This window comes from Lihuaxuella thermophila (assembly GCF_900110165.1).
GTDB classification, from domain to species: Bacteria; Bacillota; Bacilli; order Thermoactinomycetales; family Thermoactinomycetaceae; genus Lihuaxuella; species Lihuaxuella thermophila.
In genome coordinates, this window is the sequence record NZ_FOCQ01000001.1 from 151,754 (window position 1) to 167,645 (window position 15,892).

The window sequence follows — 15,892 nt, forward strand, 5'->3', positions numbered from 1 at the left end:
GATGATCATGTTCCGTTGAAAGAAATGAGAGGGTTGGGAAGGATAATGAAATTTCTGCTGGCACCTGATTCTTTTAAAGAGTGTATGACGGCCAAAGAAGCGGCGCTGGTGATGAAAGAGGCTGTCCATCGCGTATTCCCCGATGCGGACACCCTGCTCCTGCCAGTGGCAGACGGCGGGGAGGGAACGCTGGACGTTCTCACTTATGCCACCGGGGGAACAATGGTTGAAACCCGGGTGACGGGTCCGCTCGGCGATCCGGTTCCGGCCAGGTATTCCATTTTGGGAGATGGCCGGACAGCGGTGGTGGAGATGGCTCAGGCGAGCGGCCTCCAGCTCGTCCCGCCGGCCAGACGGAACCCCCTTCTGACCACCTCCTATGGAACGGGTGAGCTCATCAAGGCTGCATTGGACCATTGCATTGAAAAGCTCATTGTCACCATAGGCGGCAGCGCGACGAATGATGGCGGGGCCGGCATGCTGCAGGCCCTGGGAGCCAAGTTGTACGATGCGAACCATAAACCGGTCGCATTTGGCGGAGGCAGTCTGGGTGAGGTCTCCCGGATCGATCTCAGCAGTCTGGATCCCCGTCTCCGGCAAATCACCATTCAGATCGCCTGTGACGTCAGCAATCCGCTGGTGGGCCCCCGGGGGGCGAGTCATGTGTTCGGGCCGCAAAAAGGAGCCACTCCGGAAATGGTGAGCCAATTGGAGGCCAATTTGACACATTTTGCGGATATTGTGCGGAAGCAGACAGGAGTCTCCCTGCACCATGTTCCGGGAGCGGGCGCCGCGGGCGGTCTGGGAGCTGCTTTGTTATTGTGCGGCGGCCAATTGGTTCCGGGCATCGATCTGGTGTTGGATGTCCTCTCCTTTGAAGACAAACTTACCGGAGCCGATTATGTGCTGACAGGGGAAGGGAAGATCGATGACCAGACCCCGGACGGAAAGGTGATCGCCGGAATCGTCAAGCGCGCGAGAAAGGCAAATGTCCCGGTCATCGCTTTTGCCGGCAGTGTCTTGCCCGGATATGAACGATTGTATGAACAAGGCTTGCTGTCCGTTCACAGCATTATCTCCAAGCCCTGTACGTTGGATGAAGCATTGGCCCGCGGAGCGGAAAATCTTCTGCGCACCGTGGAGAATACGATCCGGCTGTTACATGTCAAATCGGAGGAATCAGGAGCATGCAAATCGTGAATGAGGAAAAGAAGCAGAAGATGCTGCACAAACTTCAATTGCTGTATGGGGAAAAAAGCGCCGAAGTGTTCGCCGGCATCGAATCATTGCTGGAAAAATATGCGGCTCGGCGTTGTACGCCCAAACCGTGGGTAACGGAAAACGATGTCATCTTGATCACCTATGGCGACTCGATCAGATGCAAAGACAAAATTCCGCTGCAGACCCTGCGTGAATTTTTAAATCAATATGCAAAAGAGACGATTACTGCCGTTCATATCCTTCCGTTTTATCCGTATACTTCCGACGATGGTTTCTCGGTCGTCGATTACCGGAAAGTTAATCCCGATTTGGGCGACTGGTCCGATGTCCGTGATTTGGCCGAAGATTACGATTTGATGTTTGATGCGGTGGTAAATCATATTTCCCGGAGCAGTGAGTGGTTTCAAGGATATTTAGGAGGTGAACCAAAATATGCCGACTTTTTTTTGGAAGCGGATCCCGATGAAGATACCAGCATGGTTATCCGGCCGCGCGCCTTGCCGCTTCTGACCCCGTTTGAGACGAAGAACGGCCTCAAATATATTTGGACAACCTTCAGCGAAGACCAGATTGATCTTAACTATAAAAATCCTGCAGTATTGCTGGAAATCTTGGATATATTGCTGATGTATGCCCACAATGGCGCACGGTTGATCCGGCTGGATGCCATCGGGTTTGCCTGGAAAAAATCAGGGACCCCTTGCATGCACCTGGAAGAGACTCATGCTCTGGTCAAACTGATGCGGGATGCACTGGACATTGCCGCACCGGGAACCATCATCATCACCGAAACCAATGTTCCGCATCAGGATAATATCAGCTACTTCGGCAATGGTTATGATGAAGCACATATGGTATACCAATTCCCGTTACCGCCGCTGACCCTGTTTTCCTTTCATGCAAAAAATGCCCGCAAGCTGCTGGAGTGGGCTGCCAGCCTGGAACCGACCACTCCCAACACGACCTTTTTCAACTTTTTGGCTTCCCATGACGGGATCGGCGTGAGGCCGGTCGAAGGGATCTTATCCGAAGCGGAGAAGCAGTGGATGGTGGACAAGGCCCTGCAGCACGGAGGACGCGTTTCATACAAGGATAACGGGGACGGAACGAGGAGCCCTTATGAGCTGAATATTACCTATCTCGATGCTTTGACGCATCCGGACGAATCGGATGAACTTCGGGTGAAGCGCTTTTTGGCTGCCCATGCCATTCTGCTGTCGGTCGTCGGAGTACCGGGGATTTATATCCACAGTCTGCTCGGCTCCCGCAATGATACCCAAGGAATGGTGAGATCCGGGATCAATCGGCGCATTAACCGCGAAAAACTGGACAAAGATGTGTTGGTTGCGGAGCTTGAGGCCAATCCGGTACGCAAACAGATTTTTCATCAGTTGAGTGAGTTGATCAGGCTGAGAAGACAACAGTCGGCTTTCAGCCCCCGGGCCAAACAAGAGGTCCTCTTCCTGGATGACCGCGTCTTTTCCATTCTCAGAACCAATGAAGAAACAGGCGAGCAGATCGCGGCCCTCATCAATGTTTCCGATGAAACCGTTCATTTCCGGATGGAATACACCGGCCGGGATCTCATCAGCAACCAAAGGGTTGATAAGCAGATCGTTCTTAAACCTTATCAAGCGATGTGGGTAAAATGCAGTTGAGAAAAAGTTAAAAAAGCTTCGCCAGGAATCACTCAAGCGATGTCAGCATGGAACCGGTGCCTGATATCGCTTTTTTTTATGGAAATTGAGGGGTCCTCCTGTCTGAGTCCGGAACCGGTTGATGCCCGAACGTACGGGTGCTGCCGGGGAAACTCCATTTATCATTCAATCAAATTGGTATAGACAACTATACTTTATAAGCGATAAACTACAATTAGAAAGCAACCTTCCCATGGAGGCGAGACCATGTTTGAGATGGAGCCCATCATTCTGATGAATGGAACGGTTTTTACAGAGACGAACGAAATCGCTGATGGTTATATAAAGATTGCCGGCGGGAAAATTGCCGGGATCGGCTCGGTGAGTGAATTGACCGACACGACCGGGTATACCGTCGTTCCACTTCCGGAAGGATCCAAGATTATCCCGGGAATGATCGATGTCCACATTCACGGAGTTGACGGGGCGGATACGATGGATGCCACCACCCGCGCGCTGGATCAAATGGCAACTGCACTGCCGAGAGAGGGTACGACCTGCTTTTTGGCAACCACGATCACGCAGAGCCAACCATCGATTGAACGGGCACTTGCCAATGCCGCCGATTACATCGCCCATCATCAAGCCCCCGGAAAAGCGGAGTGCGCCGGCATTCATCTCGAGGGGCCGTTTTTGTCGCCCAAACGGTCAGGAGCTCAGCCTCTTGAATACATCATTCACCCCAGTGTGGAACTCTTTCAACACTGGCAATCCATTGCGGGCGGCCATATCAAGCTGGTCACCCTGGCTCCCGAAGAAGAGGGAGGGCTCGAATTGGCGAAATACCTTCGCGAGACAGGTGTGATCGCTTCCATCGGTCATTCGGATGCCACTTATGATGAGTGCGTGGAAGCCATCCGGGCAGGGGCATCGCATGTGACCCATCTGTATAACGGAATGCGCGGGTTGCATCACCGTGATCCGGGAGTTGTCGGAGCCGCATTTCTGCGCGAAGAACTGATGGTCGAGCTGATCGCCGACGGTATTCACAGCCGGCCGGAGATGGTGAAAATCGCCTTTGATCAGATCACAAGTGAACGGATGATCCTGATCACCGATTCCATGCGGGCCAAATGTCTGAAAAGAGGAACGTACGAGTTGGGCGGGCAAACCGTGTATGTGACGGAGCAGGATGCGAGATTAGCGGACGGTACGCTGGCGGGAAGCATTTTAAAAATGAAGGATGCGATCAAAAATATGAGAGAGTTTACCCGGTGCTCCATCCCCCAGCTTATCCGGATGTGTTCGTCCAATGCTGCCAAAGAACTCGGTTTATTTGACCGGAAAGGGAGTATTGCCGTGGGCAAAGACGCCGATCTGGTCGTGATTGACGACGAGTGGGAAGTGGAACTGACCCTGTGCTCCGGCAAAGTTGCCTACGATCGAAAGGGAGTCCGCGATGCAACTGGTTAAAGCCAAAGACTATCAGGAACTGTGCCGGATGGCGGCTGAACGGATCATCGGGAAAGTGAAAAGGGCGCGCAACATCAAGCTGGGACTGGCCACAGGCGGCACTCCGACAGGAGTTTACCGGGAACTGATTGAGGATCATCGCAAAAACGGAACCAGTTACCGCCATGTAACCACCTTTAATTTGGATGAATATGTGGGTCTGTCTCCTGAACATCCGAGCAGCTACCACTATTACATGAACAAAAACCTGTTTGAGCATATTGACATTCCCAAGGAGAAAACCTATCTTCCCAACGGGATGTCCGCAGATCTGGAAGCGGAGTGCAGGCGTTATGAGACGCTGATCGAAGCGGAAGGCGGGATTGACATTCAGATCCTGGGCATTGGCCTAAACGGTCATATCGGTTTTAATGAACCGGGAACCCCGTTTGACTCGCTCACTCACGTGGTTCAACTGGCTGAAACGACGAGAGAGGCCAACAGCCGGTATTTCGGCTCCCCGGATGAAGTGCCGACCCATGCCGTTACCATGGGAATCGGCACCATCATGAAAAGCAGGGAGATCCTGCTCCTGGTGAACGGACGGAACAAGGCCGACATTCTGCGCCGCCTGTTTGAGGAAAAAGTCACCGAGCAGTTGCCGGCTTCCGTTTTAAAAACACATCCCCATGTGACAATCATTGCTGATGAAGAAGCATGTTCCCGCTTATATGTATTCCCGTAACGAGGGAGCGGGAGAATAAAGCCAATTACTTTCCACTTCGCTCGACGACATACAGTATAATGGTAGATAGGCCAACAAAAGTGGATGGGCTGCTTCCGGCAGAGCAAGTGATCCCGATGGTAGCCCCCGAACAGGGGAACATTTGCCGGGAGGGCCCTTCGGATGAGAGGGTTAAGCGTGAAGAAAATGATGAGAAAAGTAGATAAAAACAGTCCCCTGCCCCTATACTATCAATTAAAAGAAATTTTGCGTGAGATGATTGAAAATGAGGAGCTGAAACCGGGCGATGCGGCACCTCCCGAACGGGAATTGTGCGAAATCCACGGGATCAGCCGGATGACTGCCCGCAAAGCCGTCATGGAACTGGTCAATGAAGGGGTCTTGTACCGCGAACAAGGAAAGGGAACTTTTGTTGCCAAACCCAAACCCAAACATCAGCTCAACCAGCTTCGCGGCTTTACGGAAGAGATGAAAGAAAAAGGCTTGAAGGTTCAGACCAGGATTTTGTCTTTTGAGGTGCGCCCGGCCACGGTCGGCATCAAAAATAAACTGCAAATGCCGCCTCATCAAGACAAAGTGCTGGAAATTGCACGGCTCCGCATCGTAGATGGTCTGCCTTTCGCTCTGGAAACGGTTTGGTTGAACTATGACAAGATGGCGGATCTCACCCGTGATGAATTGGAAGACGGCTCTTTATACAAGGTTTTCAGAGAGAAGTACAACCTGGTTCCCGTTTACGGAACCCAAACGATTGAACCGATTAAACTGAATGAATATGAAAGCAAACTACTCGGTCTGCCACATGAATCGCTCGCCCTGCTCTTCAGCCGGACTACTTATACGGACCGGGATGAGGTGATCGAGTATACCAAGTGTATCTACAGAACCGACATTCATAAATACGAGGTGCTGTTGAGAGCGTAACGGTACCGATCACGGAACAACCACTCAGGTTGTTCCTTTTTGTTTGCCTGAAGTGAGACTTTTTTTCGCCCCGGTTGTATTATAGACGGAATTGCTTAAAGGAGGATTGAAGTCGATGGAAGAAGATTCGTTGCTGGTCAAACGAGTGTTGAACGGAGACTTGGAAGCTTATGATCATTTGGTGCGCAAATATATGAACCGGATTTATTTTTTGTTGTACCGGATGATGGGAAGAACCGAAGACGCCAAAGATTTGACGCAAGAATGTTTTTTGCGGGCGTACCAACATTTGGCTTCCTTTCAGCCGGACCGAAGATTTTCTTCCTGGCTCTATCAAATCGCCATCCATCTGTGCTACAACGAGTCTCGCAAGCAGAAGAGAAAAGAAGTTTCACTGGAAGCTGAACCATTCGTGGATCGGGAAACTCCGGAAACGGTTTTCATCCGCAAAGAGGATTATCTTTTGTATCGAAAAGAGCTGGACCGGCTTCCAGAAAATTATCGGGCTGTCCTTTTGCTGCGATATCATGAGGGGCTGAGCTACCAGGAAATCAGTGATGTCCTGGAAATCACCGTGAAAGTTGTGAGGAACTATCTCTATCGGGCGAAAAAGAAATTAAAAAAGCAGTTCAGCACCCGTGCAAAGGAGGGAAAGCCCGATGAAATGCTTGTCTGAAGAGTTGATCATGGCCTGTGCAGAAGGAGAATGCACAGCAGAAGAAACGGCGGAAATAGCCAAACATATCCAAAACTGTGTTCATTGCAAAAAACGGTATGAAGAGAGCCGGCATGAGTTTCGGATGTTTACCCAATTGGCCAAATATGAGCCGCTTCCCGAGCCGTTGGATGAATCGTTTGTAGCATCAGTGAGAGAAAAAATAAAAGACAGCCGCCCGACAGCCTGGTCTGAACGAAAAGTTCCGTCTCAGCCGGGAGGGAAAAAGATGAAAAAAATGATCGCGGCCACTGCCGCCGGGCTGGTGGTGCTTACGGCGGCCGGAGCGATCGCGTCGCCCACGTTTGCCGAGTACTTAGGTTTTTCCTACGTCAAGGATCTGGGACGCTTTCTCGGAATCAGCGAAAAAAATGTGAAAAATGCTTTTAACAAACAGGGCATCGAAGTGACGGACAACGGCATTACATTGCGGATTGAAGATATTCTGGCCGATACGAACAGAATCCTGGTTTCGTACCAATTGTTGGATAAAAACGGACAGGTGATCGATCCTCAATATCTCGATCCCATTGGCTATCGGAGGACAGTGATTGAGGAGTGGAAGAAAAATGGGGAGCCGATTACAGAAGAAAAATTGAAACCGCTGGAAACGCTGGTATTTCTGGCCGACGAGAAAGGAAAACGGATGGTGCAACTCTCTCGCTGGGATCAAGAAAAAAAGAAGATAGGCTCATACGTTTTCGATCACTTACCCGAAGACCTGCCGAACCAAATTTATTTTAAGCTGGAGGCAAGGCAGATCGGCCAAGTCAAAGGCAACTGGAAGCTTTCCATACCCATCGATTTGACTAAGCCCAAACAAGCTGCCAACGTCTATAAAATCAATAAAAAATTTAGTTCACACGGAGTCGAAGCCGGTGTCCAGCAAATTGCCTACACGCCGACCATGACCAAATTGACATTGAGCAAAAATCTGGTGCAGAGTGAGCGGGAGAGAATTGAAAAAGAATATCCAGGTAACTTGATGGCAAAAGAATTTCGCTTGCTTGAGACAGACATCCGTTACCGCATTGTGGATGAACATGGCCGGTTAATTGCGCAAAGTTATGCTCCCGGCAGAAATGCAAATGAAAAACCAAAAGTACAATCCCTCACCACCTACGGAAAAACTTCCGGAGGAGAATATGTGGTCCATTACCAGCCCTTCCCCGAGACCAAACAGCTTACTTTCATTTTGGACAGCGTGGTCAGGTACGAACCTGCCGATTTTGTATTGGCGTTTGAACCCGGTCAGCTCCCGGCGAAGATGCAGGCCGATGGCAGTACCTTTGTGATTAAGAGCTTTAAACTGGAAAAAGAGGAATTACAAAAATTCGCTGAAATCATCATCGAGGAACGATATCAGGACCAATCGAAATTGGCAGATCCATTTTTCATCATCCAGGATGAAACAGGGAAAACCTATGAAATGAGACGTACAGGCGGGATAGACGGCGTTCGTGACGGACTAGAGAGGAACCAGACATTGAAAACGATTGAAATCCACATGGATCGAATACCCGAAAAGCTGATGATCCGCCCCATCCTCGCCAAAGAATACAAAAATGTAAACTTCCGGATTCCCATCCCGCCCGCTCATCCGAACCCGCGCTAAACAAGAAGACTTCCTGCAACATCTGCGGGAAGTCTTCTTTTTTGGTGACCGGTTGGCGCAGAAAAAAGCGAGGGGTTTTCTATTGATCGAGGAGCGGGGACCAGTCGGTGCTTTTCAGCAGAATTTCCGCATACTCTTCCAGGTACTTTTTGTCTTCCTGGTCGAAGCGTTTTTCCGCGGGGCTGTCGATATCCAGGACGCCGATGATCTTTCCGTTCACCCGGAGCGGAATGACGATTTCCGAACGGGTGGCAGCATCGCAGGCGATGTGGCCGGGAAATTTCAGCACATCTTCAACCAGCTGGGTTTCGTCTTTGGCGACAGCGGTTCCGCAAACCCCTTTCCCGACAGCGATACGGACACAAGCCGGTTTGCCCATAAAGGGGCCCAGCACCAATTCGCCGTTTTTCATCAGGTAGAAACCTGCCCAGTTCACCTGATCCAATGAGTTGTACAGATGGGAGGCAGCATTGGCCAGATTAGCCAGCCAGTCGGTTTCTCCCTCGAGCAGGTGGGTGATTTGTTTGAGCATATGCTGATAGCGGGTCGCTTTATCTCCTTTGATTTCTTCAAATACAAACATGAGACGGCCTCCTGTTGGAATCTTTCTACTCTCCTACCCACGGGCTTGCCTGATGAAACATGTGTGAACTTTGTTAAAGGCGGGAGTAGATTTTATTAAGATTGAAACCATGATAGAATAAGAAAGGTCTACTCGAGTCATTTTACACTGTGCAAGTACATAAGAAAAGGGGATTCTTTTATGCGTGATCAACGTGTGGCCAAGTTAGCGAAAATTCTTGTCGAACACTCCTGCCGCGTGCAAAAAGGGGAGCGCGTTCTGATCGACGTATTCGGCTCTGAGCGCGAACTGGCACGTGCTCTGATCGCAGCCGTCTATGATGCAGGTGGTTTTCCCTATGTACAGATTCATGATCATGTGATCACCCGTGCCCTGCTCTTGGGTACCTCGGAAGAGCATTTGACGACGATGGCAAAGTATGCTTTGGAACAGATGAAAGCGATGGATTGCTATATCGGGATTCGCAGCGGCGATAACGTGAGCGAATTGAGCGATGTGCCGGACGAGAATATGCGCCTGTACATGAAACTGTTCAACCATCCCGTCCACAGCGAACAACGAGTCAAGCATACCAAATGGGTCATTTTGCGCTATCCCAACGCATCGATGGCCCAGCTGGCCAACATGAGCACGGAGGCGTTTGAAAACTTTTACTTTGAAGTGTGCAACGTGGACTATGAACGGATGGCTAAAGCGATGGAACCGCTCGTGAAACGGATGGAACAAACGGATCAAGTGCGCATTGTGGGCCCGGGAACCGATCTCACGTTCTCCATCAAAGATATTCCCGTCATCAAATGCGCGGGAGAAAACAACATACCGGACGGAGAAGTGTTTACAGCTCCTGTGCGCGACTCGGTGAACGGTGTCATCACCTTTAACACTCCGACGGTGTATCAGGGAACCACGTTTGAAAACATCCGTTTTGAGTTAAAAGACGGAAAGATCATTCAAGCCACTGCCAACAATACCGAGCGGCTCAACCAAATCCTGGATTCCGATGAAGGGGCCCGATACATCGGTGAATTCAGCCTTGGAGTCAATCCATCGATCCATCATCCGATGAAAGATACCCTCTTTGATGAGAAAATTAACGGAAGCTTCCACTTTACTCCGGGTCAAGCTTATGAAGAGGCGGATAACGGAAACCGATCCGCCATTCACTGGGATCTGGTCTCCATCCAGCGCTCCGACTACGGCGGCGGGGAAATTTACTTTGACGGCGAGCTGATCCGCAAAGACGGCCTGTTCGTGGTGGATGATCTCATTCCGCTCAATCCGGAAAACCTGAAGAACACCGGTTCATTATAAGCTCATGTCAGCCGAAAGGAGAGAATCCGATTGCTTTTCTGGCGCAAGAAAAAAGTGGAGATCTTGGCTCCGATTACGGGAGAGTATTTGCCGTTGGAACAAGTTCCTGATCAGGTTTTTTCGCAAAAAATTATGGGTGACGGCTTTGCTGTCAACCCCGAACACGGAGAAGTCGTATCCCCCGTGGACGGGGAAGTGATCCATTTGTTCCCGACGAAACACGCGTTGGGACTGAAGACATCCAAGGGTTTGGAGATCTTGGTCCATGTCGGCATCGACACAGTGGAGCTAAACGGGGAAGGATTTACGGCCCATGTGTCGGAAGGGGATCAAGTAAAAGCCGGGCAAAAACTGCTTACCTTTGACATCGAGCAGATTAAGGAGAAAGGCAAATCCCCGGTCAGCCCCATTATTTTTCCGCAATCGGCGGACTGGCAACTACAGATTGAGAATCAAGGAAAATTGATTGCCGGAACAACCTTGGTGGCAACCGCAGAGCCAAAGAAATAGATTTCGCCGGGCTTCTTTCCTTGACGACGGAAGGAAGCCTTTACTATCAACGATCTGATTGATCTGGAGGTAAAAACGTTGGAACTGTCGGCAGAGCTTCTTAAACTGTGTGAAGAGGGAACGGAGGAAGAAAAAGAGATATTAGCCCTGGCCGTACAGGCCATCCGGCAGAAAAGGGAAAGGAAAAGCGCCTATCTATCGGGATTTATGGGCTTAAAGGGGAGATTTGTCGCTGAGGATGAGTATGAATTTCGCGTGCCCATCACTTCGTTTATGATGAACCGGGCCGGAATGGTTCATGGGGGAATCACCGCATCTCTGGCCGATTCCACCATGGGATCCCTCATCAATCAGCGATTGCCCGAGGGGTATGGGGGGGCGGTGACGGCAGAGATGAAAGTGAATTATTTAGCCCCCGGCCGCGGAGAATACCTGATCTCCCGCGCCAAATTGCTGCACATGGGACAAACCTTGGCGACGGCGGCTTGTGAAATTAAGAATGATAAAGGCAGGTTGATTGTTTACGCAACGGGTACCTTTTATATGATCAAAGCCAGATAAGATGAGCAAAATAGCAAACGAAAGTCTGGGGATTTTATTGGTGCCGTTCACGCCCACCCTTTGCCACCCAGCTCTTCAAGAGGGAATGACTGGAGAGCTGGGTTTTGCATTGCAATGGCAGATTGGAAATGTTTCATGGTACGAATCTCTCTGAGGTGGTCATCTGTGGGTCGGCTATGGGTTAACCACGGAGATGTATTTTCAATCGTTTTTTTCATAAATAGCCGAATAGAACCGCTCTGAGGGCAGTGAAGATCGAAAAACGCGCTTAATATTTCAAAATTAATGTATTAAAATCTAAAGTATGAAGCTTTTTTGGCGGGAGGGAAGGAGAAAACGTATGTTACGCTTGAGCATCAATGATCCGGAAGAATTGATCAAAGTGGCCCACGCCTTGTCCTCGGAAATTCGCGTCGATATGTTGAAGCTGTTGAACGAACGGAACATGAACGTGATCGAATTGGCCAAGGCCTTGCAAATCCCTGTATCGACGGCTGCCACCAACGTGAAGGTGCTGGAAAACGCCAAATTAATCCTGACCGAATTGCAGCCGGCTTCGCGCGGGGCGATGAAAGTCTGCAGTCGCAATTTTGATGATGTGCACATGATTCTGAGACCGCTTGATTCCCCACCCCAAATCGAATGTTACCGCATGGAGATGCCGATCGGCCATTTCAGCGATTGCCATGTCATCCCGACGTGCGGAATGGCGGATGAAGAGTCGTTTTTGTCAGAAGATGATCCGCTGCAGTTTTTGTATCCGGAGCGGGTCAAGGCGCAACTCCTGTGGTTTCGTACCGGTTATGTGGAGTATAAGTTTCCGTTGAGCCTCCCCCCGACTGCGGAGATCAGGTCAATCCAATTCACGATGGAATTGTGTTCCGAAGCGCCCAATTACGACAATGACTGGCCGTCCGACATGACCATGTGGGTCAACGGAATTGAAGTGGGAACCTGGCGGTCACCCGGGGACTTCGGCGATCGGCGCGGGAAATTGAATCCGGCGTGGTGGAGCGACACATGCACGCAGTACGGCTTGTTGAAAACATGGAAAATAGACGGAAGCAAAACCTTGATTGACAATACGGAGATCAGCAAGGTTACAGTTCGGGACCTGGGTCTGTTGAATTCCCATTACGTCACGATGCGGATCGGCATCAAACCGGACGCGATTCATAAGGGCGGCATCAATCTGTTCGGGAAAAAGTTCGGGGATTATGAACAAGATATCCTGATAGAAGTATACTATTCGACTTAGGAGTAATGGCAAATGGACCTTGAGGAGATTGCACGGAGAGGTTGTTGCCTGTATCAGCTTGGCGCGAGCCCCGTTAAGCTGATGTTCAGCGACCTGCCCCCTTCCATTTCGCCCGCAAGAGCGGGTAGATTTTTTTGTTTCAATAATCATGGAACAAATAGGCGAAATACTAAAATGTTATTGAAATATTAGAAAATTAATTGACTAGAAAACGCTTACATTCTATGATTATATCAACGGAATTGTTTTATTATAAAAAAATTGTATAAAAACACTTTCCTAAATCAGCAAGGAGGGCTGTCAGTGAAAAGGATAGGCATGCTTGTGCTGAGTTTCATGGTCCTGGCAATGGTGGGATTGGCGGGATGCTCCCAAGCGGATCCGGCAAACAACGGAAAGGTGGAGCTCACTTACTGGACCCTGTTTGACGGAGGCGATGGGGATTACATGAACCAACTGATCCAACAATTTAACAAAACCCATCCCCATATCCAGGTGAAAAACGTAAAGATCTCTTGGGATGATTATTACACCAAGCTGATGACCGCAGTGTCGGCGGGCAAGGGACCCGATGTGGCTGTTTCCCACACGTCCAAGCTGCCGGAATTGGTGAACCAGGGCTTGGCTGTCCCCTTGGATGAGTTGGCGGGCAAAGCCAACGTGAACTGGGCATCCTTTAATCAAAATATTTTGAAATCAATTGTTTATGATGGCCGGCATTACGCCGTTCCGATCGACACGCATCCATTGATTCTTTATTACAATAAAAAATATTTGAAAGAAGCCGGTTTGTTGGACGGTCAAGGGAAACCCATATTGGAACCCACTCCGGAAGGGTTTGTGAAATTTTTCGCCACCTTGAAAGAAAAATTGCCGTCCGATGTGGCGCCGTTGGCCCAGCCCACAGGCGGACAAGACATTTACCGCTTGTGGTGGGCGTTGTATTCCCAACTCGGAGGCAATGATGTGGTTGCCGATGATTTGAAAACGGCGAGCGTAGATAAAGAGAAAGCGTTGAAGGCTCTCAGCTTTATCAAGGATTTGTTCACGAACAAATTCGTCAAGCTGAATGACCCGGATTTCTACAAAACGTTCCAAAACCAAAAAGCGGCCGTCATGATCACCGGCGTTTGGGCGACCGGGATGTGGGAGAAAACCAAAGGATTGGATTTCGGTGCCGCACCGCTGCCCGCGATCTTCGGCAAAGAGGCGACCTGGGGGGATTCGCATACCTTGATTTTGCCGGTCAGCCAAAATGCGGATGAAGAGAAACAAGTAGCGGCACTGACGTTTGCCAACTGGGTAGCCGACAACGGTCACATCTGGGCGCAAGCCGGACACATCCCCAGCAAACCGGCCATTTTGGAAAAACCGGAGTTCAAAAAGCTTCCTTACCGCAGCGATTATGTCAGTGTGGCCAGCCATGTCGTCTTCAGCAAACACTCCGACAACAACTGGTCCATCCGCGACCAAGCGATGATCAAAAACTTTGACGCTTGTCTCCAGAACAAACTCACACCGGAACAAGCGATTGAGAATATGGAAAAAACGGTGAACGATTTACTCCAAAAGTGACCGGCCCTATTCCCCGCGGGCACGGATCGTCCGGGTTCGCGGGAGACTTGTGAAGGGGGGATTCCTTGTGAATGGCAAACGGGAGGGGATGTTCGCTTTCCTTTTTTTGCTTCCGTTTTTTGTGGCTTATGTTTTGTTCACCCTGTTGCCCATGCTGAAGGGGCTGCAAATGAGCTTGTATAAATGGACGCTGATCGCGAAACTGCATTTTGTGGGTTTGGACCAGTACGTTCAGATCATGCGCGATCCGGAATTTTGGAATGCGCTCTGGAACACGACATACTTTGTTATTTTGAGCACCCCGACGATGATTGTATTGGCTTTAGGGTTGGCATTGGTCGCCAACCGGAATTCACGGCTGAAGACCTTTTACCGGAGCGTATTCTTCCTCCCGAGCGTGCTGTCCGTCACGGTCATTTCTTATGTCGGGCTGTTCATGTTCAGGCCATACACGGGCCTGGTCAACAACGTGCTAAAGTGGCTTCATGTTTTGCCCGAAAACAAAGAGATTTTTTGGCTGACAGATGAAACCAACGCCTGGCTCGTCTTGGTGGCAGTAACGCTGTGGTGGACAGTGGGCATCAACATGATCTTGTATTTGTCCGCTTTGCAGGATATTCCGGATTCCATGTACGAAGCAGCCCGACTGGACGGAGCGACGGACAGGCAGTTATTTTGGTATATCACCTTGCCATCGTTAAGGCCGATTACCAGCACGATCCTGTTATTGCAGTTGATCGCCTCCTACAAAGTGTTCGCGCAAATTTGGCTGATCACCAAAGGGGGGCCGTTGAACCAGACAAGGCCGATCATCCAGTACATCTACGAAGAAGGATTCAAAAACAATAACCTGGGTTATGCGGCCGCGATGTCTTATGTGCTGTTTCTCATCCTGCTGATCTTATCCCTCATCCATATGAAATGGAACCAACGAGCGGAAGGGGGAACACCGGCATGAAATGGATTTACCGTTTCCTCTCGATCTGTTTGGCCTTGATCTTCCTTGTTCCGGTCATCTGGATGCTGGCCGTATCCGTCAAGGTGGAAGGCTTTAAGCTGGACAGCGTGTTCGACTGGTTTTTGCCCCCTTATTCGCTGGACAGTTACAAGAAGGTGTTGGCCCAAACACCGTTGTTGACTTGGACGGGAAACAGCTTCATCGTCGCGACCGCGACAACGGCGCTGGTGGTGCTGCTCAGCTCGATGGCTGCGTTTGCGCTGTCGGTCCTCCGGTTTCGGTTCAAACGGCTCGTGTATATGATTGTTTTAGCCGGCTTGATGGTTCCCGGCGAAGCGACCATCATCCCATTGTATCAGGTGGTGAAGGACCTGCACTTGCTTGACAGTTATTCCGGATTGATTCTTCCGGCGATCGCCTCACCCTTCGCCGTCGTCGTGTTGAAAAGTTTTTATGACGCCCTGCCCGGAGAACTGTTGGAAAGCGCCGAGTTGGACGGGGCGGGTTTGTGGACGATCTACAGCCGGATCGTCTTGCCGCTGACCAAACCGGCGATGTCGTCCATTGCCATCCTGACGTTTATCGGTTCGTGGAATAGTTTCTTATGGCCTTATCTTTGCGTATCTTCATCCGAATTGTTCACGTTGCCGATCGGAGTACCCACCCTGATGAGCGGGTATACACGGGATTATGTCATTCCCATGACGGTCAACTCGCTCTCATCCATTCCGATTATCCTGCTGTTCCTCATCTTTGAAAAACAAATCGTCAAAGGAGTAAGCTTAACCGGATTAAAAGGATGAACCGGACAAAGAGGGGAGAAATCA

15 protein-coding genes are annotated in these 15,892 nt (G+C 50.1%); 14 read left to right on the forward strand and 1 reads right to left on the reverse strand.

The window, feature by feature from the left end:
- The first annotated feature begins 45 nt into the window (after positions 1-45).
- From BMW55_RS00840 to BMW55_RS00870, 7 genes are all read left to right on the forward strand, one after another.
- Entirely contained in the window at positions 46-1,200 is a 1,155-nt protein-coding gene (locus tag BMW55_RS00840) for a glycerate kinase (RefSeq protein WP_089964475.1), read from the forward strand.
- Entirely contained in the window at positions 1,197-2,879 is a 1,683-nt protein-coding gene (locus BMW55_RS00845; RefSeq protein ID WP_425283806.1) for a sugar phosphorylase, read from the forward strand. The genes BMW55_RS00840 and BMW55_RS00845 overlap by 4 nt, the downstream gene beginning before the upstream one ends.
- A gap of 255 nt (positions 2,880-3,134) precedes the next feature.
- The gene (gene nagA, locus BMW55_RS00850; protein WP_089964719.1) at positions 3,135-4,331 is read left to right on the forward strand and encodes an N-acetylglucosamine-6-phosphate deacetylase; all 1,197 of its coding nucleotides are present in this window, start codon (positions 3,135-3,137) and stop codon (positions 4,329-4,331) included.
- Complete coding sequence (gene nagB / locus BMW55_RS00855) at positions 4,318-5,055, forward strand: glucosamine-6-phosphate deaminase (RefSeq protein WP_089964477.1); 738 nt, start codon at positions 4,318-4,320, stop codon at positions 5,053-5,055. The genes nagA and nagB overlap by 14 nt, the downstream gene beginning before the upstream one ends.
- A gap of 162 nt (positions 5,056-5,217) precedes the next feature.
- Positions 5,218-5,979, forward strand: coding sequence for a GntR family transcriptional regulator (locus BMW55_RS00860; protein ID WP_211663642.1), 762 nt, complete (start codon positions 5,218-5,220; stop codon positions 5,977-5,979).
- Positions 5,980-6,094: 115 nt separating this feature from the next.
- Positions 6,095-6,655 (forward strand): RNA polymerase sigma factor, encoded by a 561-nt coding sequence (locus BMW55_RS00865; RefSeq protein WP_089964478.1) that lies wholly within the window; start codon positions 6,095-6,097, stop codon positions 6,653-6,655.
- Positions 6,639-8,309: a DUF4179 domain-containing protein gene (locus BMW55_RS00870; protein ID WP_089964479.1), complete on the forward strand. Its 1,671-nt coding sequence runs from the start codon at positions 6,639-6,641 to the stop codon at positions 8,307-8,309. The genes BMW55_RS00865 and BMW55_RS00870 overlap by 17 nt, the downstream gene beginning before the upstream one ends.
- Before the next feature lie 79 nt (positions 8,310-8,388).
- On the opposite strand, the gene BMW55_RS00875 is transcribed toward BMW55_RS00870, so the two are convergent.
- Positions 8,389-8,892: a GAF domain-containing protein gene (locus BMW55_RS00875; protein ID WP_089964480.1), complete on the reverse strand. Its 504-nt coding sequence runs from the start codon at positions 8,890-8,892 to the stop codon at positions 8,389-8,391.
- A 180-nt stretch (positions 8,893-9,072) separates the two neighbouring features.
- Here BMW55_RS00875 and BMW55_RS00880 point away from each other — a divergent pair, with 180 nt between their 5' ends.
- The 7 genes from BMW55_RS00880 (at position 9,073) to BMW55_RS00910 (ending at position 15,868) form a co-directional block, all read left to right on the forward strand.
- Positions 9,073-10,203 (forward strand): aminopeptidase, encoded by a 1,131-nt coding sequence (locus BMW55_RS00880; RefSeq protein WP_089964481.1) that lies wholly within the window; start codon positions 9,073-9,075, stop codon positions 10,201-10,203.
- A gap of 30 nt (positions 10,204-10,233) precedes the next feature.
- Positions 10,234-10,713 (forward strand): PTS sugar transporter subunit IIA, encoded by a 480-nt coding sequence (locus BMW55_RS00885; RefSeq protein ID WP_244527389.1) that lies wholly within the window; start codon positions 10,234-10,236, stop codon positions 10,711-10,713.
- Positions 10,714-10,791: 78 nt separating this feature from the next.
- A complete protein-coding gene (locus BMW55_RS00890) occupies positions 10,792-11,274 on the forward strand; it encodes a PaaI family thioesterase (protein WP_342027724.1) in 483 nt (160 codons plus the stop codon).
- Between the two features lie 340 nt (positions 11,275-11,614).
- Positions 11,615-12,532, forward strand: coding sequence for an ArsR/SmtB family transcription factor (locus BMW55_RS00895; RefSeq protein WP_089964483.1), 918 nt, complete (start codon positions 11,615-11,617; stop codon positions 12,530-12,532).
- A 303-nt stretch (positions 12,533-12,835) separates the two neighbouring features.
- Positions 12,836-14,107: an ABC transporter substrate-binding protein gene (locus BMW55_RS00900; RefSeq protein WP_244527390.1), complete on the forward strand. Its 1,272-nt coding sequence runs from the start codon at positions 12,836-12,838 to the stop codon at positions 14,105-14,107.
- Between the two features lie 67 nt (positions 14,108-14,174).
- Positions 14,175-15,065: a carbohydrate ABC transporter permease gene (locus BMW55_RS00905; RefSeq protein WP_342027725.1), complete on the forward strand. Its 891-nt coding sequence runs from the start codon at positions 14,175-14,177 to the stop codon at positions 15,063-15,065.
- On the forward strand, positions 15,062-15,868 hold the full coding sequence (locus BMW55_RS00910; RefSeq protein WP_089964484.1) for a carbohydrate ABC transporter permease: 807 nt from the start codon (positions 15,062-15,064) through the stop codon (positions 15,866-15,868). Before BMW55_RS00905 ends, BMW55_RS00910 begins: the two co-directional genes overlap by 4 nt.
- Positions 15,869-15,892 lie beyond the last annotated feature (24 nt).